This window comes from Pseudophaeobacter leonis, assembly GCF_002087335.1.
GTDB classification, from domain to species: domain Bacteria; phylum Pseudomonadota; class Alphaproteobacteria; order Rhodobacterales; family Rhodobacteraceae; genus Pseudophaeobacter; species Pseudophaeobacter leonis.
Window position 1 is genome coordinate 116,350 of record NZ_MWVJ01000105.1, and the last position, 21,459, is coordinate 137,808.

The 21,459-nt window shown below is 60.2% G+C and carries 17 protein-coding genes and 3 pseudogenes; 12 read left to right on the forward strand and 8 right to left on the reverse strand.

The window, feature by feature from the left end:
- Window positions 1–163 precede the first annotated feature (163 nt).
- On the forward strand, window positions 164–1,816 hold the full coding sequence (locus B4968_RS20020; protein ID WP_083101044.1) for an alpha/beta hydrolase: 1,653 nt from the start codon (window positions 164–166) through the stop codon (window positions 1,814–1,816).
- A 52-nt stretch (window positions 1,817–1,868) separates the two neighbouring features.
- Here the strand turns inward: B4968_RS20020 and B4968_RS20025 are convergent, their stop codons facing one another.
- On the reverse strand, window positions 1,869–2,774 hold the full coding sequence (locus B4968_RS20025) for a LysR substrate-binding domain-containing protein (RefSeq protein ID WP_083101045.1): 906 nt from the start codon (window positions 2,772–2,774) through the stop codon (window positions 1,869–1,871).
- A gap of 134 nt (window positions 2,775–2,908) precedes the next feature.
- Between B4968_RS20025 and ugpB the strand changes: the two are divergent.
- The 5 genes and pseudogenes from ugpB to B4968_RS20050 all read left to right on the forward strand — a co-directional run.
- A pseudogene (gene ugpB, locus B4968_RS20030) lies at window positions 2,909–4,210 on the forward strand (sn-glycerol-3-phosphate ABC transporter substrate-binding protein UgpB).
- Between the two features lie 97 nt (window positions 4,211–4,307).
- Window positions 4,308–5,189 (forward strand): sn-glycerol-3-phosphate ABC transporter permease UgpA, encoded by an 882-nt coding sequence (gene ugpA, locus B4968_RS20035; RefSeq protein ID WP_083101046.1) that lies wholly within the window; start codon window positions 4,308–4,310, stop codon window positions 5,187–5,189.
- Window positions 5,189–6,040, forward strand: coding sequence for a sn-glycerol-3-phosphate ABC transporter permease UgpE (gene ugpE / locus B4968_RS20040; protein WP_083101047.1), 852 nt, complete (start codon window positions 5,189–5,191; stop codon window positions 6,038–6,040). Before ugpA ends, ugpE begins: the two co-directional genes overlap by 1 nt.
- Window positions 6,041–6,050: 10 nt before the next feature.
- A pseudogene (locus B4968_RS20045) lies at window positions 6,051–7,107 on the forward strand (sn-glycerol-3-phosphate import ATP-binding protein UgpC).
- Window positions 7,107–7,982 (forward strand): annotated as a pseudogene (locus B4968_RS20050) (glycerophosphodiester phosphodiesterase family protein); the annotation flags it as partial. The pseudogenes B4968_RS20045 and B4968_RS20050, both read left to right, overlap by 1 nt.
- A gap of 104 nt (window positions 7,983–8,086) precedes the next feature.
- Here B4968_RS20050 and B4968_RS20055 read toward each other — a convergent pair.
- Window positions 8,087–8,764, reverse strand: coding sequence for a TetR/AcrR family transcriptional regulator (locus B4968_RS20055; RefSeq protein ID WP_083101048.1), 678 nt, complete (start codon window positions 8,762–8,764; stop codon window positions 8,087–8,089).
- 76 nt (window positions 8,765–8,840) lie between these two features.
- Here B4968_RS20055 and B4968_RS20060 point away from each other — a divergent pair, with 76 nt between their 5' ends.
- The 4 genes from B4968_RS20060 to B4968_RS20075 are packed head-to-tail and all read left to right on the forward strand — an operon-like array spanning window position 8,841 to window position 12,787.
- Window positions 8,841–10,187: a flavin-containing monooxygenase gene (locus tag B4968_RS20060; RefSeq protein ID WP_083101049.1), complete on the forward strand. Its 1,347-nt coding sequence runs from the start codon at window positions 8,841–8,843 to the stop codon at window positions 10,185–10,187.
- Window positions 10,184–11,086, forward strand: a complete 903-nt coding sequence (locus B4968_RS20065) for a bile acid:sodium symporter family protein (RefSeq protein WP_241525874.1) — start codon at window positions 10,184–10,186, stop codon at window positions 11,084–11,086. Before B4968_RS20060 ends, B4968_RS20065 begins: the two co-directional genes overlap by 4 nt.
- A complete protein-coding gene (locus tag B4968_RS20070) occupies window positions 11,083–12,150 on the forward strand; it encodes an SDR family oxidoreductase (RefSeq protein WP_083101050.1) in 1,068 nt (355 codons plus the stop codon). Before B4968_RS20065 ends, B4968_RS20070 begins: the two co-directional genes overlap by 4 nt.
- Window positions 12,077–12,787 (forward strand): SDR family NAD(P)-dependent oxidoreductase, encoded by a 711-nt coding sequence (locus B4968_RS20075; protein ID WP_241525884.1) that lies wholly within the window; start codon window positions 12,077–12,079, stop codon window positions 12,785–12,787. The genes B4968_RS20070 and B4968_RS20075 overlap by 74 nt, the downstream gene beginning before the upstream one ends.
- On the opposite strand, the gene B4968_RS20080 is transcribed toward B4968_RS20075, so the two are convergent.
- The 5 genes from B4968_RS20080 to B4968_RS20100 form a co-directional block, all read right to left on the reverse strand.
- Window positions 12,788–13,774, reverse strand: a complete 987-nt coding sequence (locus tag B4968_RS20080; protein WP_083101052.1) for a glucokinase — start codon at window positions 13,772–13,774, stop codon at window positions 12,788–12,790.
- Between the two features lie 2 nt (window positions 13,775–13,776).
- Window positions 13,777–14,874, reverse strand: a complete 1,098-nt coding sequence (locus tag B4968_RS20085) for an ABC transporter ATP-binding protein (RefSeq protein WP_083101053.1) — start codon at window positions 14,872–14,874, stop codon at window positions 13,777–13,779.
- Window positions 14,871–15,794, reverse strand: coding sequence for a carbohydrate ABC transporter permease (locus tag B4968_RS20090; protein ID WP_083101054.1), 924 nt, complete (start codon window positions 15,792–15,794; stop codon window positions 14,871–14,873). The genes B4968_RS20085 and B4968_RS20090 overlap by 4 nt, the downstream gene beginning before the upstream one ends.
- A complete protein-coding gene (locus B4968_RS20095; RefSeq protein ID WP_083101055.1) occupies window positions 15,787–16,659 on the reverse strand; it encodes a carbohydrate ABC transporter permease in 873 nt (290 codons plus the stop codon). The genes B4968_RS20090 and B4968_RS20095 overlap by 8 nt, the downstream gene beginning before the upstream one ends.
- An 82-nt stretch (window positions 16,660–16,741) precedes the next feature.
- Window positions 16,742–17,986 (reverse strand): ABC transporter substrate-binding protein, encoded by a 1,245-nt coding sequence (locus tag B4968_RS20100; protein ID WP_083101056.1) that lies wholly within the window; start codon window positions 17,984–17,986, stop codon window positions 16,742–16,744.
- Window positions 17,987–18,335: 349 nt separating this feature from the next.
- Between B4968_RS20100 and B4968_RS20105 the strand changes: the two genes are divergently transcribed.
- Both B4968_RS20105 and B4968_RS20110 read left to right on the forward strand, forming a co-directional pair.
- Entirely contained in the window at window positions 18,336–19,082 is a 747-nt protein-coding gene (locus tag B4968_RS20105) for a response regulator transcription factor (RefSeq protein ID WP_083101057.1), read from the forward strand.
- A complete protein-coding gene (locus tag B4968_RS20110; RefSeq protein WP_083101058.1) occupies window positions 19,079–20,683 on the forward strand; it encodes a sensor histidine kinase in 1,605 nt (534 codons plus the stop codon). Before B4968_RS20105 ends, B4968_RS20110 begins: the two co-directional genes overlap by 4 nt.
- A 48-nt stretch (window positions 20,684–20,731) precedes the next feature.
- Here the strand turns inward: B4968_RS20110 and B4968_RS20115 are convergent, their stop codons facing one another.
- Window positions 20,732–21,424, reverse strand: coding sequence for a helix-turn-helix domain-containing protein (locus B4968_RS20115; protein WP_083101059.1), 693 nt, complete (start codon window positions 21,422–21,424; stop codon window positions 20,732–20,734).
- Window positions 21,425–21,459 lie beyond the last annotated feature (35 nt).

The window sequence follows — 21,459 nt, forward strand, 5'->3', positions numbered from 1 at the left end:
ACCGCCACGCCGTCGCAAGGCGGCACCCGCGGCCATAAACGCCTTGACCAACAGGGATACTCAGGTAGGCGTGCTAGACAGTTGACAAGACTTAGGTGCTTTTGCAGCCGCATTTTCGTGTCGCAAGGCAAAGAGGTCAGGACCTGGCAGGCGGTAAGACGACATGAGTGACAGCGCTGAGACATCATCCTGGTGGCAGCCTTCTCTGGCGGGGCTATATATCGGCGCGCTGCTTTGCATCGCAACATTCTGGCCCTCGCTGATTCCGCGGCCCTGGGCGTTTCAGGGCGTGTTGTCAGGGCTGGTTTTTGCGCTGGGCTATGGGCTTGGCGTGCTGATGATCAGGATCTGGCGCTATCTTGAGCTGCCCTTGCTGACGAGCCGCTGGCGCCGGGTGATGGCCCTTGCGCTGATATGTTCCAGTGTGCTGCTGGCAGGCTATGCGTTCTGGAACGCTGCCCAATGGCAAAATGTCACGCGACGGCTGATGCAAATGCCTGAAGTGGAAGAAAGCTATTATGCGCAGATTACGGCAATTGGAGCAGCCACGGCCCTGTCGCTGATACTGGCGGCCAGCGCCTTGTTTGCAGCGCTGAAATGGGCGGCGCGGCTACCGCTGTATTATGTGCGCCGCCGGGTCGCCTCACTGGTGGGGGCGGTGTTGTTTCTGGCCATACTGACAACGGCGGCGAATGACACCCTGATCAAAGGCGCCATCAGCGCCCTCGACTCTGCACAGGCGGCGATCGACATAACCGACCCGCCCGGTGCCGCCCCGCCGCAAGAGCCAACGCGGTCGGGCAGTGCCGCCTCTTTGATCGACTGGGAACGTCTGGGAAAGGCGGGCAAACTGTTTGTCCACCAGGGCCCGCGGGCCCGCGATATCGAAGCCTTTTCAGGCGCCCCGGCGCAGGAGCCAATCCGGGTCTATGTGGGCTTGCGCTCGGCGGATACCGCCCGCGATCAGGCCCGTCTGGCGGTGCGGGAATTGCAACAGGTTGGAGCCTTCTCCCGGCGCTTGCTGGTTATTGCCACCCCTACGGGCACCGGCTGGCTGCAAAACGGCGCGATTGCGCCTCTGGAATATATGCACGATGGCGATATCGCCACGGTGGGGGTGCAGTATTCCTATTTGCCCAGCCCGCAGTCGCTGATTTTGCAACCGGGACTGGCGCAGGAGTCTGCCACCCTCGTTTTTGATGTGATCTACAATTATTGGAAATCCCTGCCTGTCGAGGCCCGCCCAAAACTCTATCTCTTTGGGTTGAGCCTGGGCTCGCTGGGATCCGAGACCTCGCTGCCGCTTTATGCCTATGTGAGTGATCCGTTTCATGGCGCGCTTTGGGCAGGCCCGACCTTTCGCAATCCTTTGTGGAAGCGGGTGCAAAGCAACCGGAACGCAGGCTCGCCCGCCTGGCAGCCGCGATTTGAAAACGGCGCCCTTTTCCGGGTATTTGGTCCGGGTATGACAGGCGCAGATCAGAGGCAGGGCTGGAGCCCGATCCGCACGGTTTTTCTGGCGAACCCCTCGGATCCGATTGTGTTTTTTGAAGAAAACATGTGGTCACATCAGCCGGACTGGATGAGCGACCCGCGAGGAGGCGATGTTGCCGAGACCTTTACCTGGGTGCCGCTGGTCACCTTTTTCCAGGTGGCGGTGGACATGCTGTCGGCGGCCAATGTGCCAGCCGGGCACGGGCACAACTACGCGGTGCGCGACTATGCCGAGGCCTGGGCGACAGTGACCGCGCGCGACGAGTGGAGCCAACAGGACACCCGCCGCCTGGAGGCCCTGATCGCGAATGAGGACTGGTGACGCGGGCAAGGTCAGGCAGGGTCTTGGCAGGGCAAGATCAATGGCCGATTGACTAGGGTTTCACGTCCACGGTGTAGGGCTGCAGGCTTTCCAAAAACGTGTCGACAAAATCCAGCGACAACAGTGATCTGCTGCCAGAGGCCGGCCTGAGGATAGAGAGCCAGTGAAAGATCTCAGGCTCAAACGGGCGCATCTCGAGGCCTTTGGAGTTGAACTGATCCGCATCCAGAGCGCTGACAACCGAGACCCCCTGACCCTGTGCCACCATGATGCAGGCGGTCGAAAACTGACGCACCTCCACCCAGGAGTTCATCAGGACGCCGTAGTCGGCAAAGGCCTGCGACAGGCTGGTGAAAAAGGGACTGCCCTTGCGGGTGTGGATAATGCGTTCTTCCACAAGATCCAGCGGCGAGATGCAGTCCAGGCGGGACAGGCGGTGGCCGGTTGGGAAGATGCACACGGTTTTTATCGCAATATCAATGTGCTCGACAGCGGGGTGGCCGGAAAACCCGTCTGTGATGCCGCAGTCGTATTGCTCGCCGATGATCCACTCCAGGATACGTTCCGGGCGGTCTGGCTCAAGGGTTAGGTTCACCCCGGGACGCTGCTGCAGAAACTGCGCCAGCATTTGCGGCAAATGCGAGCTGGCAAAGCCCGGAAGGCAGGCAATCCGCAAATGCCCTGCGGTGCGGTCCTTCAGATCCCGGTTCAGCTCTTCCAGATGACGCAGGCTGTCGAACACGCGGCCAACCTCGGACAAAAGATAGCGGGCCTCGCTGGTGGGAATCAGCATTCCGTCCTTACGCCGAAACAGCTCGATCGCAACCGAGTTTGAAAAGTCGGACAAAAGGCGACTGGTGGCCGGTTGTGAAATCCCCAAAGATTTCGCGGCGCGTGTCACCGATCCTGTCTGCGCAACCGCCTGAAAGGCTTCGAGCTGTCTCAGTCTAAATTTCAAGGGCTTAGAACCTATCTGTCTCAATTCTTATCAAATTATATAACATTGTGTTATGTGGATTGTCAAAAAACTTTCGCTTGCATTATGTGCAGGCTTGCTCATTCTTTGCGCATCAAATGAACGGGGAGAACACAATGTCTATCAAATCGCTTCTTTGCACGTCGGCCATTTTGGCGACAACAATGACCGCAGCCTATGCTGAAACCGAGGTTCAGTGGTGGCATGCGATGGGCGGCGCCAATGGTGAGCGCGTCAACAAAATCGCCGAAGATTTCAACGCGACCCAAAGCGACTATAAGGTGGTTCCTGTCTACAAGGGCAACTACACCGAAACCATGACAGCTGCGATTGCGGCGTTCCGCGCCAAAGAGCATCCGCAAATCGTGCAGGTTTTTGAAGTTGGCACCGCCACCATGATGGCCGCCAAAGGCGCGATCTATCCTGTTGAGCAGCTGATGAAAGACACCGGTGAGGCCTTTGACGGCGACGCCTTCCTGCCCGCAGTTGTGTCCTATTACGAGACCCCAGAGGGTGAGCTGCTGTAGATGCCCTTCAACAGCTCCACACCTGTCATGTGGTACAATAAAACCGCGCTTGACGCGGCGGGTGCATCGGTTTCCAAAACCTGGGATGATGTCAAAGTGACAGCGCAAAAGCTGGTCGACAACGGCATGGATTGCGGCGTCTCCTTTGGCTGGCAGTCCTGGGTCATGGTTGAGAACTTCTCGGCCTGGCACAACATGGAAATGGGTACCAAAGAAAACGGTTTCGCCGGCTTTTACACCGAGTTCAGCTTTAACAACGAAGCGGTCGCGGCCCGTCTTGATGGCATCGCTGCCATGACCGAAGGCAACCTGTTCAAATACGGCGGCCGTCGCGGCGACAGCCTGCCCATGTTCACCAGCGGCGAATGCGGCATGTGGATGAACTCCTCTGCCTATTATGGCTCGATCAAAACGCAGTCAGAGGTTGAATTTGGTCAGACCATGCTGCCCCTCGACACCACGGTTGCGGATGCACCGCAGAACTCGATCATTGGCGGCGCGACACTCTGGGTTCTGGGTGGTCATGACGACGCTGAATACAAAGGGACCGCGCAGTTCCTGACCTATCTGTCCTCGCCTGAGGTGCAGGCCTGGTGGCACCAGGAAACCGGCTATGTGCCAATCACCACGGCGGCCTATGAGCTGTCCAAGGCGCAGGGTTTCTACGAGAGCAATCCGGGTACCGACACCGCCATTCAGCAGCTGAGCCTGAACAAACCAACCCCCAACAGCCGCGGTCTGCGCTTTGGTAACTTTGTTCAGGTGCGTGACGTGATCAACGAAGAGCTGGAAGCTGTCTGGGCCGGTGACAAAAACGCCACCGATGCGCTGAACGCGGCGGCCGAGCGTGGCAACACCTTGCTGCGCAAGTTCGAACGCGCTGCAAAATAAAGCAGTTACATAAATTGGATCATGCCGCTCAGGTCTGGGCGGCATGGTTTCGTTTTACACGCGGCACTCTTTACACGCGGCACTAATGGGGCACCACATGCTGAAACGCGTCCACTTTCCTTCTTCACCCTTGCCATACATGCTGGTTGCGCCACAGCTGGCGATCACGCTGGTGTTTTTTATCTGGCCTGCCAGTCAGGCGATGTATCAGTCGCTGTTGATCGAAGACGCCTTTGGGCTTGGCTCTGAATTTGTCTGGTTCGAAAACTTTGAAGTCCTGTGGCAGGACCAGCATTATCTTGATGCCTTCCTGCGCACGGCAGTGTTTTCCGTGCTGGTTGCAGCGCTGTCGATGGGGACTGCCCTGATCCTTGCCGGGTTTGCGCAGCGTGTCGTCAAGGGCGCAATGTTTTATCGCACCCTGCTGATCTGGCCCTATGCGGTGGCGCCTGTGCTTGCGGGGGCGCTCTGGGTGTTCATGTTCAACCCGACGCTGGGGATCTTCCCCTATTTTCTTGAATTTGTCGGGGTTGACTGGAACCACTACCTGAACGGCAATCAGGCAATGGCGCTGGTTATTATGGCCGCGGCCTGGAAACAGGTTGCCTATAACTTTTTGTTCTACCTCGCTGCGATGCAGTCGATCCCCAACAGCGTGATCGAGGCCGCCGCGATTGATGGCGCGGGGCCCGGACGCCGGTTTGTCACGATTATCTTGCCGCTGATTTCACCGACGACGTTTTTCCTGCTGGTGATCAACATGGTCTACGCCTTTTTCGAGACCTTCGGCATCATCCATGCGGTGACGCAGGGCGGGCCGGGCAGCGCGACCACGATCCTGGTCTACAAGGTGTTCAACGACGGCTTTGTCGGGCTTGATCTGGGAGGCTCTGCGGCGCAGTCGGTGATCCTGATGGTGCTGGTGGTTGCCATGACCGTGGTCCAATTCCGCTATGTTGAAAGAAAGGTGGAATACTGATGGTTGAAGATCGCCCCCTGACGTCAATCCTGACGCATTTTGTACTGATCCTGGGTGTCATCGCGATTGCGCTGCCGATCTGGATCACCTTTGTCGCCGCCACCCATGATGAGCTGCGGATGAACCAGGTGCCGCTGCCATTGTGGCCCGGCACCCATCTGTTGGATAACCTGACACAGACGCTGTTTGGCGCCGGTCTTAGTGGCTCGCAAGGCGCGCCGGTCTGGCTGATGCTGCTCAACAGTCTGGCCATGGCGATGATGATTTCCTTCGGCAAGATCGCGATCTCACTGCTCTCTGCCTTTGCCATCGTCTATTTCCGCTTCCCCTTTCGCATGACGTGCTTCTGGATGATCTTTATCACCCTGATGCTGCCGGTTGAGGTGCGGATTCTGCCGACATTTGAAGTTGTTGCCAACCTTGGCATGCTCAACAGCTATTGGGGTTTGTCGATCCCGCTGATTGCATCGGCCACCGCGACCTTCATGTTCCGCCAGGTGTTTCTGACGGTGCCGGATGAGATGCTGGAGAGCGCGCGGATTGATGGGGCGGGGCCGATGCGGTTCTTCTTTGACATCCTGCTGCCGCTGTCGCGGACCAATATCGCGGCGCTGTTTGTGATCCTGTTCATCTTTGGCTGGACCCAGTCCTTTTGGCCGCTGCTGATCACCACCGACACCTCGATGACCACCATCGTCATGTCGATCAAGCAGATGCTTGAGGCGGCCGAGCAAAGCCCGCAATGGAATATCATCATGACGACGGCGCTGCTGGCGAGGATCCCGCCGATCTTTGTCGTCATCTCGATGCAAAAGCTCTTTGTGCAGGGCTTGACGGAAACCGATAAATAGGACGCCCTCAATGGCCGAAATTAAACTTACCGATCTGACCAAATCCTACGGCTCGACAGAAGTGCTGCACCATGTTGAGGGCGACATTAATGATGGAGAGTTCATTGTTATTGTCGGCCCGTCTGGCTGCGGGAAATCAACGCTGTTGCGCATGGTTGCCGGGCTGGAAACCGTCACCTCTGGCGAGATCCGCATTGGAGACCGCCGGGTGAACGAGCTGGAACCCTCGGCGCGCGATATCGCCATGGTGTTCCAGAACTACGCGCTTTATCCGCATATGAGCGTGCGCGAGAACATGGCTTACGGGCTGAAGATCCGCAAACTCTCAAAGGCAGAGATCAACAAGCGCGTCGAAGAGGCAGCCGAAATTTTGGAGATCGGTCAATACCTTGACCGCAAGCCGCGGCAATTGTCAGGTGGGCAGCGACAGCGTGTCGCCATGGGGCGGGCCATTGTGCGCGACCCGCAGGTCTTTTTGTTTGATGAGCCGCTGTCAAACCTCGATGCCAAGCTGCGGGTGCAGATGCGGCTGGAAATCCGTAAATTACAGCAGCGCCTCGGCGTGACCTCGATCTATGTGACCCATGACCAGGTTGAGGCGATGACCCTGGGCGATCGTCTGATGGTTCTGAACGGCGGCTATGTCGAACAATTCGGCACCCCGATAGAGCTCTATGACCGGCCGGCCTCGGTCTTTGTGGCAGGGTTCCTTGGCAGCCCGGCGATGAATTTCATCCCCGCCATAGTCGAGGCGGACGGCGTGGGTTTTGCCCGCCGGCATAAAACTGGAAGGCGCACTGGCGCATCAGGGTGAGGCGCTGCTTGGCCTGCGCCCGGAGCATCTGGTGCCGGATGCGCCGGGGCCGATCACAATTGACGTCGATATTGGTGAACAACTTGGCGCCAATACATTGCTGCACGGCACTCTTTCGGGCACAGATCACGCCATGGTGGCCTCTGTGGCGGGGCATGTGACCACATTCAGCGGGGCGCAGCACCGGTTCTCAGCGGCCTTTGAGAACCTGCATCTGTTTGACACCGAGACACAAAAACGGCTGGCGGGCTAATGCAATACCCTCAGCTAGAGGCGTTTTCCGGTGGCGATGGCCTGATACGGGTCGTTGGCCACCGGGGCGCGCGCGGCATCATGCCGGGAAACACCATGGAGGGCTTTGCCTTCACGCTGGCCTGTGGCGTGCGCCTGCTTGAGTTCGATGTGGCCATGACCCGCGACAACGTGCCGGTGATCACCCATAACCATAGCCTGACGCGCTCTATTGTACGCGATCAAAATGGGCATTGGCTGCGCGAGGAGGCTAAGGTTTCGGATCTCGACTGGGCTGATCTGGCGCAGTTGGATGTGGGCGGGCTGGACGGCAATAGCGCCTATGGCCAGCGGTTTCCGGATCAGGCGTTTTTGTATGGCGCGCGCATTCCGCAGTTGCGCGATCTCTGTCAGCTGGTGGCCGCGCCGGGATTTGAAGACGTGCATTTGATGCTGGAAATCAAATCAGACCCGGAAAAGATGCAAGACGCCACAGCCCGCAGTGCCATCGCCCGCGCCGTTGTGGCCGAGGTACGTGCGCGGGGCCTGTCTGAGCGCACATTGATGCATAGTTTTGACTGGAATCTGCTGGCGGAATGCGCCCTGATTGCGCCTGAGATGCCCACCTCCTTTCTGACGCAGCTGCCGCGCAATGCGGCGGATATCGGCGAAGACAGTGCCAACAGGGCCTGCCCTGATCTGACGGCCCCTGGGGTGAGTGTGCCCGATCTGGTGGCAGAGGCAGGCGGTGCGCTGTGGTGCCCTCATTATCTCGATGTCACGGCGCAGGATCTGGCACGGGCCCGCGCGCTGGATCTGCGGGTGGCGGTCTGGACGGTGAACGAGGTGGCAGATATTGACCGGATGATCGGGCTTGGCGTTGATGCCATCGTGTCGGACTACCCCGGCCTGGTGCAGCGCCGTCTGCTGGCGCATGGCCTGACCTGGTCGCAGCCCCCCAACGCGTCTCAGCGCGATAACACCCTCGGGCTGCGCCGATGTTATCCCTGCGCGTGCTGGCCTGCAGATGTGAACCCGGCTTCGCAGAAATCAAGCAGCGTCTCAAGCAGATCGCTCTCGGCAGAGCCAGCTGACAGGGCCTCAATCCGCCAGCGCGAGGTGCACAGCGACAGCATCGACGAGACGGTAAAGACAAAATGAGTGCTGAGCGTCTCGCGGCTGGCCTGTGGCAGCACCTTGGATATCTCATCGAGAAACACAGCCACCGTGGGGTCAAAGCAAGCTTCTGAGATGTGACGCCAGCGCGGATCTGACGACACATGGGCAATCAAGCGCCCATAGGCAGACCAAGGCGCGCCGCCATTCAGGGTCTTGTCGATGAAGGGCGTGATAAAACAGCTCAGGGTCTGGCGCAGCGTCAGTGCGCCACTGGCCTGCATCTGCGCCTGCATCTGCGCCAGTGCCTCCAGCCTGAGCCGGGACAACTCGTCGGCGCGCCGGGCCACGATAGTGGCAAACAATACCTCCTTGCTGCCGCCGTGGTGATTGACCAAAGCACCCTGCACCCCTGCCATCCGCGCAATGTCGCGAATCGAGGCCCCCTCAAATCCACGCTCGGCAAACAGCTGTTCCGCCGCATCAAAAATGCGCTCCCGCGTGGCAAGCGAGCGTTTGCTGGGGGCTCTTTGCCGCTGATTTTCTTGTACTTTACCAGTCATGTCAGAAATAGCTTGCCCTATTTTTAACGTACGTTCAATCTAAAAGGCAGCAAACAGGCGCGAATGGGAGAGAGCAATGACGAAAACGGGGAGGGCGACGCCGGATGGCGCTGTCAGCGAGAAATTTGCGCTGATTGGTGCGGGTCCGATGGGGCTGGCGATGGCCAAGGTTCTGAAAGAACAAGGCATTCCGTTTCAGGGGTTTGAGCTCCATTCCGCTGTGGGCGGGCTTTGGGATATCGATGCACCGCAGTCGACCATGTATGACAGCGCACATTTGATTTCGTCGAAAAACATGACACAATTTGACGACTTGCCCATGCGCGAGGAGGTGGCTGAATACCCCTCACACCATGAGATGCGCCGCTATTTCCGCGATTTTGCGACGCATTTTGATCTCTACAAGCACTACGCCTTTGGCTGTGAGGTGACATCCTGTGAGCCCTTGGGCCAGCAGGGCGAGGGCTGGCGCCTGTGCTGGCGCGATGAAAATGGTGCCGAGCACAGAGGTCTGTTTGCGGGCGTGCTGATCGCCAATGGCACCCTGGCCGAGCCCAATATTCCCAGCTTTAAGGGCGCGTTTGCGGGCGAGATGATCCATTCCGCGAAATACCGCGATCCACGCCAGTTTCCCGACAAGCGCGTGCTGATTGTCGGGGCTGGCAACTCGGGCTGTGATATTGCGGTGGATGCCATTCACCACGGCCTGAGCTGTGATATCTCGCTGCGGCGCGGCTATTATTTTGTGCCAAAATATGTCTTTGGCAAACCAGCCGACACCCTGGGCGGCGCCATCCGCCTGCCCATGTGGCTAAAGCGCCATGTCGATGGCTTTATCCTGAAATGGTTTGTGGGGGATCCGCAGAAATACGGCTTTCCCAAGCCGGATTATAGGCTCTACGAGCGCCTCCCGGTGGTGAATTCTCTGATCCTGTTTCATGCAGGCCATGGCGACCTGAAGGTACGCCCCGACATTGACCGCATTGAGGGCAAGACGGTGTTTTTCACCGATGGCAGCCAGTCGGACTATGATATGATCCTGACGGCCACCGGCTATCTGCTGCACTATCCCTTTATCGACAAAGAACTGCTCAACTGGCAAGGCGCTGCGCCGCATCTGTATCTCAACTGCATGCATCCCAGCCGCGATGATCTCTTTGTGCTGGGCATGGTCGAGGCCTCGGGCCTGGGCTGGCAGGGGCGGCACGAACAGGCCGAGATGGTGGCGCGCTATATCAAGGGCATCAAGGCCGGATCCGCCAGCGCGCAGCAGCTCAAGGCGCAAAAATCCGCAGGATTTCAGCGCGCGACCGGTGGCATGAGCTACCTGAAACTGGCGCGCATGGCCTATTACGTCGACAAAGCCACCTATCGCAAAGCGGTCACCGGCTGGATCGCCAAACTGGCGCGAGGTGCGGCATGAACACGCTGGACAGCACGGTCCTCAATTTCAGCACCTCCAGCCTGCTGCTGATGAATGCCATTCTGGCGGTTGTGATGTTTTCGATCGCCCTGGATCTCAAACCACGCGACTTTGGCCGTCTGGCAGCTGCACCCAAGCCGGTTGTGACCGGGCTGATCTCGCAATTTGTTGTGCTGCCGGTGCTGACCTATCTGCTGATCCTTGTGGTGCAACCCCGGGCCTCAATTGCGCTGGGACTGATCCTGGTGGCGGCCTGTCCGGGGGGCAATATCTCTAATTTCATCACCCACAGGGCTGGGGGCAACGCGGCGCTTTCGGTCTCGATGACGGCCTTTGCCACTGTGGGGGCGATCCTGATCACGCCGCTGAACATCGCCTTTTGGGGACGGCTTTATGCGCCCAGCCGGGAGATTTTGAACACGGTGCAGATCGACCCGGTTCAGGTCGCCATTACCGTCAGTCTGATGCTGATCCTGCCGCTCATTCTGGGGATGGTGCTGAACGCGCGTTATCCAGAGCTGGCAGACCGGGTGCGTCGCCCAATGCAGAACCTGTCGATGCTGATCTGTCTGGCCTTTGTGGTGCTGGCGCTGGCGGCGAACTGGGGCTTTTTCCTCAGCTTTGCGCAATGCGTGGGCGTGCTGGTGGTCGTTCACAATGCGCTGGCCTTGGCCGGAGGCTATGGCACCGCCACACTGGCGGGCCTGTCCAGTTATGACCGGCGCGCGATTACAATTGAGACGGGCATTCAAAACTCGGGCCTTGGGGCTGGTGCTGATCTTTGGCTTTTTCAAAGGCCTTGGCGGCATGGCGGTGGGGGTGCCCTCTGGGGCATCTGGCACGCGGTGTCCGGCATTGTGCTGGCCCGTATCATGGCCCGGACGGAGGCGACACGATGACCAAGATACTGATCACAGGCGCCGCTGGCGCAGTTGGCTCGGCGCTGTTGCTTGAGCTGGCAGAAGAACAGGGGATCGAGGTGCTTGCAACCGACGTGGCCCGGCCCGCAAACCTCCCCGAGGGCATAGGGTTTGAACCCCTTGATGTGCGTGGCAATGATCGACACGAGGTGATCGGACGCGAGCGGCCCGATGTGGTGATCCATCTCGCCTCTATCGTGTCGCCGACCACACGCGCCTTTGCCCATTCGGTTGATGTCGTCGGCTCCCGCAATGTGATCGCCGCCTGCAGTCTGCATGGCGTGACACGGCTTGTGGTGACCTCATCAGGGGCGGCATACGGCTATCACGCCGACAACCCGGTGCCTTTGGTTGAAACGGACGCTCTGCGCGGCAATGTGGAATTTGCCTATTCAGATCACAAACGCCAGGTCGAAGAGATGCTGGCCGAGGCGCGCAAAGCAGTGCCAGAGATGCAGCAGGTGGTGCTGCGGGTGGGCACGGTGCTGGGCGCGGGGCTGGAGAACCAGATCACCGCGCTGTTTCACAGACCCGGCCTGCTGGCGCTGAGGGGCTGCGAAAGCCCCTTTGTCTTTATCTGGACGCGTGATTTGGCGCGTATTCTCAAACGCGCAGCAGGCGCGGGGCCAGAGGGGATCTTCAACGTGGCCGGTGACGGCGCCCTTGGGGTGACGCAGCTGGCTGAGGCGCTGCGCAAGCCCATTCTGCGCCTGCCTGTGTGGTGTCTCAAACTGGCGCTTGGCATTGCGCACCCATTAAAACTGTCGCGCTATGGGCCAGCGCAGGTGCGGTTTTTGCAGTATCGACCGGTGCTCGACAACAGCGCCCTGAAGTCTGAGTTTGGCTATGTGCCCGAGCTCACCAGCGCGCAGGTTTTGCGCTTTGGCAAAAGGCGGCGGGGCTATGACGGGAAAAACGGCCCTTATCACCGGCGGCGCCGGCGGGCTGGGTCTGGCGCTGGATGCGGGCCTGCGAAAGCGGGGCTGGGCAACCGTATTGATCGACCTGCCGGGCCCGGCGCTGGAGGCACTTGCGCCGCTTGAAAATCGTCAGACCTATGGCTGTGATTTGACCGACACGGAGGCAATGCAGGCGCTTTGTGCCGAGATCCGACAGGCGACAGGCTCGATTGATCTGGTGATCTACAACGCGGGGCTGACCTGGATTGGCGATTTTTCTGATCTGGGAGATCAGGCGCATAGAAAGGTGTTTGATATCAACTACTTTGCTGCCGTCAATATGGCGCAGGCGCTGCAGCTGGACCTGCGCAAAACCCAGGGCGTGCATCTGGCGGTCTCATCAGTGGCCGGGTTTTGCCCGCTGTATCGCCGCACCGCCTATGCGGCCAGCAAACACGCGCTGGAAGGGTTTTTTAAATCCCTGCGCTCGGAAGAAATGCCCCATGGCGTGCGCTGCGTGATCGCGGCCCCCAGTTTTGTCGCCACCAAGATCGGCAACCCGGAGGCCGCGTCATCGGGGATTGCCCGCCCGGGCTCGGCGCCGGATGGGGTGGACTATATGCAACCCGATATGGCGGCACAGCAGATATTGGATGGCTTAGAGCGCGGCAAAGCCTTTATTCCGGTGGGGCGCATCGCGCGCCTGTCCTGGATCATCAATCGTCTGTCACCACGCCTGTTCGAGATCCTTATGGAGCGCAAAATCCGCAAGGGGGGCTGATCAAAGCGCCGGGAAGGTGAACCCGGCACAGCCTTTCAGCGCGGCTCCGTCATCAAGGATGCAAAACACCGGGGCTTTAATGTCGGGAAACTGTGGGTCCGGGCGACTGAATTCCGCAACAAAGGCCTCTTTTGCCGGGCTGCAGAGCAGGCTGCGGGCTACGGTTCCGGCAAAATACAGCCCACCCCGGGGCATAAACCCTTTGAGCAGGTTGCGGGCCAGCAGAGCCAAGATCTGTGCATAGAAATCGAGAAAGGAGGAGATTTCGGGCTGCTGCGCCCTGGCCATGATCTCGGCTGCTGGCAGGGCAGGACTGTCAGGTGAGGCCGCAGCATAAAGCGCTTCAAAGCCGCGACCGGAAAAGCAGCACTCTACCGTGCGAAACTCTGTAAGAAACTCGGTGCGGAGCTCTGCGGCCATGTCTCCTGCCATATCTCCTGACCGGGCGGGCAGGTGGGCAGCCAGTCGGGCAGCCAGCGCCTGATACACATCCAGCGGCAGGGCGACATGGCCATACTCGGAATCCAGACAGATCGCACCATTTGAGGTGACGGTGAGGGGGCTGAGATTAAAGCCGGTGCCAATCCCAATAACCAGCTTTTGCGGATGCGTCTCGGCGTCGCCCAGGCTGTGTACCTGGGCCAGATCGGGGCCTTGCAACATCGGCAGGGCGTGACCCAGCGCGCTAAGATCATTGAGCACGTGAACCCGAGCTCCGTTGAGCTGCGCTGACAGATCCTGCGCCGAAATCCTCCAGCCCCGATTGGTGAGCTTGGCCACATCTGCGCTCACAGGGCCGGCAACGGCAATGACCATCTCCGAGATCTGCGGCGCATCTTCCTGCGCAAGGTATGAGGTCAGCAGATCTCGGAAACTGCCAAACTGTTCATTTCGGTAGTTTTTCGCGGCGCCAAAGGACAGGCCGCCCTGAGCAACCAGTGCGAGGCGGCAACAATTGCCGCCAAGGTCTGCAACCAAACGCGCCATAATCAGTTCAGCCGCTCGCCGGTATCCGGCGCAAAAAAGGAAACCTTGGCCAGATCAAAGGCCAGATCCAGCATGGCGCCGGGCTGGGCCTTGGTCTCGGCGTGCAGCCTGGCGGTGACCTGTTTTCCGCCGAGTTCTGAAACCACATAGGTGTCGGCGCCTGCGGGCTCGACCAGGTCGATGCGGCACTTGGCGGCCTGCACCGTGGCGCCGCTGCGAAACCCGGCCTCGACGATATCTTCGGGGCGCAGACCCAAGATGACATCGGCGGGCCGATCGTGGCCATAGCTGGCCTGCCGCACCACAAGCGCGCCTTCGGCGCGGGCGATTTCGATTTGCACATCATCGCCCTGACGCCGGGTGCGGGCCGGGATCAGGTTCATCGCAGGCGAGCCCATGAAATCAGCGACAAACAGATTGGCCGGGTGGTTGTAGATCTCAGCCGGGCTGCCGATCTGCTGCACCACGCCGCCTTTCATCACCACGATTTTGGTCGCCAGTGTCATGGCCTCGATCTGGTCATGGGTGACGTAAACCATTGTGGCACCAAGGTTTTGATGCAGCTTTTTGATTTCACTGCGCATGCTGACGCGCAGCTTTGCATCCAGATTGGAGAGCGGCTCGTCAAACAGGAACAGTTTGGGGTCCCGCACCACCGCCCGCCCCATAGCGACCCGCTGGCGCTGCCCGCCCGACAGCTGTCCGGGGCGGCGGTTCAGCAGTGGCTCGATCTGCAACTGCCGGGCCACCTCCGCCAGCTTTTGCGCCTGGGTGGCGGCGTCCACCCCGCGCACCTTCATGCCAAAGGTGATGTTTTTGGCCACGGTCATGGTGGGATACAGCGCATAGGACTGGAACACCATGGCGATGTCGCGGTCCTTGGGGCTGACCTGCGTCATGTCGCGCCCACCAATGCGGATGGCGCCGCCCGAGATCGGCTCAAGCCCGGCGATACAGTTCAACAGGGTGGATTTGCCACAGCCGGAGGGGCCGACCAGCACCAGAAATTCACCGGGGTCAATCGCGACGTTGACATCGTTCAGGATCTGCACCGCGCCGTAGTTTTTGCTGAGGTTCTGGATGTCCAGGATCGGGGTCATTGCATTAGCCCTTTTACAGAGCCGGCGGTGAGGCCGCGAATAAAGTATTTTCCTGCAACCACATAGACCAGCAGGGTGGGCAGTCCGGCGATGATCGCGGCCGCCATGTCGACGTTGTATTCTTTGATACCGGTGGTGGAGTTGACGATATTGTTCAGCGCGACCGTGATGGGCTGAGTGCCGGCCTGGCTGAAGCTGACGCCAAACAAAAAGTCGTTCCAGATCTGGGTGAACTGCCAGATCACCGTCACCACAATGATCGGCAGGCTGAGCGGCAGAAAGATCGACCAGAAGATGCGGAAAAACCCGGCGCCGTCGACCTTGGCAGCCTTCACCAGATCACTGGGAATGGTGACATAGAAATTGCGGAAAAACAACGTGGTAAAGCCGATCCCATAGATCACATGGGCAAAGATGAGGCCAGGAATGGTGCCCGCCAGCCCCATCAGCCCCAGCATCCGGGCCATCGGCAGCAGGACCACCTGAAAGGGGATGAAACAGCCAAACAGCATGGCTGAGAAGATCAGATTGGCGCCGCGAAAATTCCACTGGGCGATCACATAGCCATTGGCCGCCCCCAGAAAGCTTGAGATCAACACGGCCGGCACAGCCAGCAGCACCGAGTTCCAGAAATAGGGTCGCAGACCTTCGCACTGTATCCCGGTGCAGGCGCCGGACCAGGCGGTGCGCCAGGCCTCAAAGGTCACGTCGCGGGGAAAGGCAACAAGGCTGCCGCTGCGGATTTCCTCGAGGCTCTTGAGCGAGGTTGTGACCATGACAAACAGCGGCATCAGGTAAAACAGCGCAAAGAGCCCCAGCAGGGTGAACAGCAGCCAGCGCAGGGCGGTCTGGCCATACCGAGACGGCGCCGGGCGCGTGTCCGGGCTCATAGTTGGGGCAGGGTAGCTGTAGTCAGTCATGTTTCGCCCTCAGTTCGGAATAGAGATAGGGCACCACGATGGCAAAGACGACGCCCATCATCACCATGGCAGAGCTGGCCGCCTGGCCGATGTCGCCGCGCGAAAAAGCCATAGCATACATATAGGTCGCAGGCAGGTCGGTGGCATAGCCGGGCCCGCCGCCGGTGAGGGCCACCACCAGATCAAAGCTTTTGATCGCCAGATGGGCCAGCACGATAAAGGCAGACAGGAAAATCGGCGCCATCGAGGGCAGGATGATGGCGGAATAGATCCGCCAGCCGGGGATACCATCGACCGGTGCGGCCTTGATGATCTCACCGTCAACGCTGCGCAACCCCGCCAGAAACAGTGCCATGACAAAGCCAGACGCCTGCCAGACTCCGGCGATCACCACGGCATAAATCGCCATTTTGGGGTCAATCACCCAGTTGAAGGTGAAGCTCTCAAATCCCCATCCCCGCACCATGGCCTCGATGCCCAATCCGGGGTTCATGATCCATTTCCAGGCGGTCCCGGTCACGATCATCGACAGCGCCATCGGGTAGAGATAGATGGTGCGCAGCACGCCTTCGACGCGGATTTTCTGGTCCAGCAGAATGGCCAGCATTAGCCCCAGCAGCATTGAGATGCCGATAAACAGCGCGCCAAAAATGAACAGGTTGTCCATCGCCGTCTCCCAGCGCGGCGAAGCAAACAGACGTTTGTATTGGATCACCCCGTGCAGCTCGTATTTTGGCAGCAGCTTTGAGCGGGTCAAAGAAATCCAGGCGGTCCAGGCGATAAAGCCGTAGACAAAGATGAGGATCGCCACAAACGAGGGTGCCAGCACCATCTTGGGGATCTGCCGTTCCAGCCATGCGATCATTGGATCGTGCCCTTTGAAGTCGTGTGTCGCCCCGGCATATCAAACCGGGGCGAGGATGTCTTGTGAGACAAGGCGGCTGGGCTCAGAGCGAGTTTGCCACGGCGTCAACCAGCATGGCCACGGCATCTTTCGAGGACATATCAGAGTTGAAATGTGCTGTGACGACATCGGTGATGGCGCCGGACTGGGCGCCGCGCATTGCCATGCCGTGGGCATAGCTGGGCAGCAGCGTGCCGTCCTTTGAGCTTGAGGTCATGTCAGCGGCGGAAAGATGCGCGCAGCTGTCGAACTCTTCCATCGGGACATCAACCCGCGCCGGGATTGAGCCCTTGTTGAGGTTGAACACCTTCTGAAAGTTCTGCCCGACGATCAGCTTGGCCAAAAGTGCCTGACCGTCCTGCTTGTCATCGCCTGCAACATCGAACATGGCAAAGCTGTCGACATTGTAGAGAAAGCCCGCACCGGGTGCCGAGGCACAGAGGAAGTCCTGACCGGGCACCTTGCCGGCCGCGAGGAATTCACCCTTGGCCCAGTCGCCCATGATCTGAAAGGCGGCCTCGCCATTCATCACCATCGAGGTGGCAAGGTTCCAGTCGCGACCGGGGAAATTGCTGTCCACATAGCCGCGCATCTTGCGCATCTGGTCAAACACCGCGACCATCTTGTCAGAGGCCAGCATTGCAGGGTCCAGATCGACAAAGGCCTGCTGAAAGCCATCGGCGCCCAGAATGCCAAGAGCAACCACTTCAAAAACCGTGGCGTCCTGCCAGGCCTGACCGCCATGGGCCAGCGGGATCACCCCGGCGGCCTGCAGCTTGTCTGCAGCGGCGTTGAACTCATCCCAGCTGGTTGGCATCTCAATCCCGTTGGCCTTGAGGATCTCGGCATTGGCCCAGAGCCAGTCAACCCGGTGCACATTGACCGGTGCGGCGCACCACTGGCCTTCGCATTTCATATGCGCCGCGATGGACGCGGGCAGCACCTTGTCCCAGCCCTCGGCCTCGGCCACGGCGGAAATATTGGCAAGCACACCCTCTTCATACCATTCCTGAATGGCTGGGCCTTTCAGCTGCACAGCTGTGGGGGCGTTGCCAGAGAGCACGCGGGCGCGCAGGGCCGTCATGGCCGCGTCACCGCCGCCGCCTGCCACCGGCATATCGGTCCAGGTGCCGCCATTGGCCGAAAACTCCTGCTGCAATACGGCAACGGATTTGGCCTCGCCGCCCGAGGTCCACCAGTGCAGGACCTCTGCCTGTGGCCCGGCCTGGGCAAGGGATGCACCTGCAATGGCCAGCGCCGAGGCTGCCGCTAATACGGATCTTCTCATGTCTATTTCCTCCCGTTTTGGTCAAAGGATCCCTCCCGGATCCCGAATTTGCGCCCTGGGCCCTGTTTGCAACGCCCCGGACACAGCCGCCGCCTATGCTGCGGCGCGTACTGCTGACAGCCTGCGCCGACAGCGGGCGCTGTCGCAATGGTTGAGCGTGGCTCAGACAGGAGCCGGGCGAAGAAAACAGCCGGTTCCGTTACATCTTGTTACCTTGCAGTTAACTGTGGCGGCGAAATGGGGCAGTCTTGGCCAAATCCCGGGTCATAACCCTGGCCATATCCTTGGCGTTTTACCCCAATGCTGCAAGGGCACGGCCAACAAAAGACTTTAGACAGAGGCAGACGATATGGCGATTCCCCGGCTTTTGGTGGTCGATGACGATGCAGAAACCCGCAGCATGCTGACGCAGTTTCTACAGCAAAACGGCTTTATCGCGCTGCCCGCCGAAAGCGAGGCCGAGATTCGCAGCCATATGCAGGCGGGACGGGTGGATCTGATCTTGCTGGATGTGATGCTGGGATCAGAGAACGGGGTCGAGATCTGCGCCCGGCTGCGGGCTGAGCAGGATGTGCCGATCATCCTGGTGTCAGCGCTGTCGCAGGATCATCAGCGCATGGCCGGCTATGAGGTTGGCGCCGACGACTATATCGCCAAGCCCTTCAACCCCGAGCTGTTGCTGGCCCGCCTGAGGGCAGTGTTACAACGCGCCAGTCGCAGCGCCTCGCTGGTGTACCGCCGCCGTCTGGCGCTGTTTCGCTTTGGCGGCTGGACCTATGACGGCAAACGCGACGAGGTGCTGTCGCCGCAGGGGTTTCAGGTGGCGCTGTCGCAGCGCGAGACCAGCCTGCTCAAGGTGTTTTTGGCCAACCCGCATATTCCGTTGCAGCGCGAAGAAATCCAGGCCGGGCTGCAGGAAAACCATGCCACTGGTCCTGTGGCCGAGGGCGAAGGCTCGGGGCGGGCGATCGACATGCTGGTGGGGCGGCTGCGCTCTAAAATCGAGAGCGACCCGAAGGAGCCGCAGTTGCTGCGGACAGCCCGCGGCATTGGCTATGTGCTGGCGATTGATGTCAGCGAGGAGCCGACAGAGTGAGGCGCGGGCTTAATCTCAAGACGCTGGCGCGTGTCTGGATCCTCGCAGGCTTTGGGCTTGGGGTTTTGAGCGCGGCCCTTTGGCTGCACTCAACCCGGGTCTGGCAGGAGCATCTGCTGCGCAATCAGATGGCGGGGGTCTTGTTGTATCACTCCCTGCAGGGAGAGGCGCCGCTGCCTGCAGGGCTGACGGGTGTGCTGCTGCCGGCGGCCTCTGGGCCAGAACAGTCGCAGAGCGTGGCACAATGGATCCGCGAACAGGCTGACATGCGGGGGCCGGGGTTTGTGACCGAGGTCTCAATCCAGACGGCCGGGCTGAACACAGCAGGCCGGGTGAGACCGGGTGTCGGGCCAGGGACTACAGGGGGGAACATGGTGGGGACACCGGGGGAGACCATGCTGGGCGGCACGGCGCTGCGTTTGGTGATCCTGTCCGACAGTCGCCGCTATGCGGTTGCAGATCTTGAGACCGCCGCCTTGCAAACTGCGGCTGAAAAACTGGGCGCGGTGACCCGGCTGTTGGCGACCTATTGCAGTAACGCCATCGTCTTTGCCCATCTGGGCGAGGCGCCATGGCAACAGATTGAGGGCGCAGAGCTCTGGGGCTGTGCTGCGTCCCCGCGCGATCTGCGTTTGCCTGCGGTCCTGCTGGCGGCGCTGGGGCTGGCCATCGCGTTGAGCCAAAGCGCTGAGGTCACCGCGCGCTTTGGCGCGTTTGCCGAGCTGCTGCGGCAGCGGCGCTCGGTTGGGGGGCCTGACAGCTATTCCACCCACGGCCCCCCAGAGCTGCGCGATATCGTGACGGCGGTGAACGCGCATCTTGCGGGGGCCCGGGAGCAGATCGCCAAGCGGGCAACGGTTCTCTCTGGGGTCAGCCATGATCTTGGCACCCCTGCCACGCGCCTGCGGCTGCGCGCCGCCCTGATCCAGGACAGGGAACTGCGGCACAGGCTTGAGGCGGATATCGACAGCATGACCGGCATGATCGAAAGCGTGCTGACCTATCCCCGTTCCGAGCTGAGCCTGGAGGTGCCGCGCCAGATTTCGCTCTCGGCGCTGGTAGAGTCACTGGTGGCGGATTATCAGGATCTCGGCAAACCGGTGACCTATCTGCCCTGGCGACCCGAGGGGGTTCCGGGGGCGCAGTCGCTGTTTTCCGCGCGTGCCGGGCAGACTGCACAGGCAGCACAGACGGGACAGGCAGCGCAGGCAGGTCAGGCAGCGCAGGCAGGTCAGGCAGCACAGGCGGGTTTGCCGGATGCGGGGCGGGTGGTGGGCACCGCACGCCCCATCCTGTTGCAACGTGCGCTGACCCATCTGGGGGACAATGCCCTGAAATATGGTCGCCGCGCCGAGGTGCGGCTGGAGGCGACCTCGCAGAGCGCCGTCATTACGGTACAGGACGAGGGCTCCGAGCTGACTGTTGCAGAGATCGAGGCGGTGCTGGCGCCGTTTCAGCGCGGTGCCAACAGTACCGCAATCGACGGGTTTGGTCTGGGGCTGACCATTGTCGCCACCGTGGCCGAGCAGCATGGCGGCCGCCTGCGCTTTGAGCGCGGCGCGCGGGGACTGCGGGCAAGACTGGAAATCCGGCGCAGCTAGCGGCTCTGGCCGCGACCTGCGGCTTCCGTGCGCTGTAAGCAGCCGGATCTAGCGGCGGTCGATCAGCGGATTGGGTTTGGCAAAACCCTCAAGATCCTGCTGATTGCTGATGGTGATCTGCCTGCCCTTTACGGTGACACCATAGGGCTGCAGGCTTTTGAAGGCGCGGCTGAGGTTTTCTGAGGTCATGCCCAGCACCGAGGCCAGGCGGCGCTTTTCGGCGTCCAGAGTGAAGGTTTGCGCGCCACCGGTGCGGGCCTGCAGGCGCAACAGATAGTTTGCCAGCCGTTCCAGAGAGGTGCGCAGCTTGAGGTCTTTGGTGTTCTTGATCACGCCGCGATAACACTGCGCCAACTCTCCGACGAGGGCGCGGGCGAACTGGCTGTCCTTGTCAAACACCTCGCGCACATCCTGGCTGGGAATAAGGGCGATGCGACTTTTCTCCATGGTGCGCGCTGACATCAGATAGGGCGCGTCCTTGATGGTGGCGGCCAGAATAAAGGTCGAGACCGGGCGCACTGTTGCCATGCTGGTTTCCCGCTCGTTCCAGCTGGAAAACAGATCCACCGACCCCGACAGCAGAATGTGCAAAAAGTCGCTGGGGTCGCCTTCGGACATCAGCTCAATCTGAGGGGGGAAGTTCTGCACATCAGAGGCGCGCAGCAGCTGTTGGAAATGCTCATCTTCCATAGCGGAAAACAGGTGCAGGTCCCGGATGTTGTAGAGATCTGAATCGGGCATACCTAGCGTCACCAGCTGAGAAGTCGTTCGCATGT

Excerpts from the sequence above, each read along its gene's own strand:
- B4968_RS20020 (WP_083101044.1), top strand. The coding sequence starts at position 164 with ATGAGTGACAGCGCTGAGACATCATCCTGGTGGCAGCCTTCTCTGGCG.
- ugpA (WP_083101046.1), top strand. The coding sequence starts at position 4,308 with ATGCTGAAACGCGTCCACTTTCCTTCTTCACCCTTGCCATACATGCTG.
- ugpE (WP_083101047.1), top strand. The coding sequence starts at position 5,189 with ATGGTTGAAGATCGCCCCCTGACGTCAATCCTGACGCATTTTGTACTG.
- B4968_RS20055 (WP_083101048.1), bottom strand. The coding sequence starts at position 8,764 with ATGACTGGTAAAGTACAAGAAAATCAGCGGCAAAGAGCCCCCAGCAAA.
- B4968_RS20060 (WP_083101049.1), top strand. The coding sequence starts at position 8,841 with ATGACGAAAACGGGGAGGGCGACGCCGGATGGCGCTGTCAGCGAGAAA.
- B4968_RS20065 (WP_241525874.1), top strand. The coding sequence starts at position 10,184 with ATGAACACGCTGGACAGCACGGTCCTCAATTTCAGCACCTCCAGCCTG.
- B4968_RS20070 (WP_083101050.1), top strand. The coding sequence starts at position 11,083 with ATGACCAAGATACTGATCACAGGCGCCGCTGGCGCAGTTGGCTCGGCG.
- B4968_RS20080 (WP_083101052.1), bottom strand. The coding sequence starts at position 13,774 with ATGGCGCGTTTGGTTGCAGACCTTGGCGGCAATTGTTGCCGCCTCGCA.
- B4968_RS20085 (WP_083101053.1), bottom strand. The coding sequence starts at position 14,874 with ATGACCCCGATCCTGGACATCCAGAACCTCAGCAAAAACTACGGCGCG.
- B4968_RS20090 (WP_083101054.1), bottom strand. The coding sequence starts at position 15,794 with ATGACTGACTACAGCTACCCTGCCCCAACTATGAGCCCGGACACGCGC.
- B4968_RS20095 (WP_083101055.1), bottom strand. The coding sequence starts at position 16,659 with ATGATCGCATGGCTGGAACGGCAGATCCCCAAGATGGTGCTGGCACCC.
- B4968_RS20100 (WP_083101056.1), bottom strand. The coding sequence starts at position 17,986 with ATGAGAAGATCCGTATTAGCGGCAGCCTCGGCGCTGGCCATTGCAGGT.
- B4968_RS20105 (WP_083101057.1), top strand. The coding sequence starts at position 18,336 with ATGGCGATTCCCCGGCTTTTGGTGGTCGATGACGATGCAGAAACCCGC.
- B4968_RS20115 (WP_083101059.1), bottom strand. The coding sequence starts at position 21,424 with ATGCCCGATTCAGATCTCTACAACATCCGGGACCTGCACCTGTTTTCC.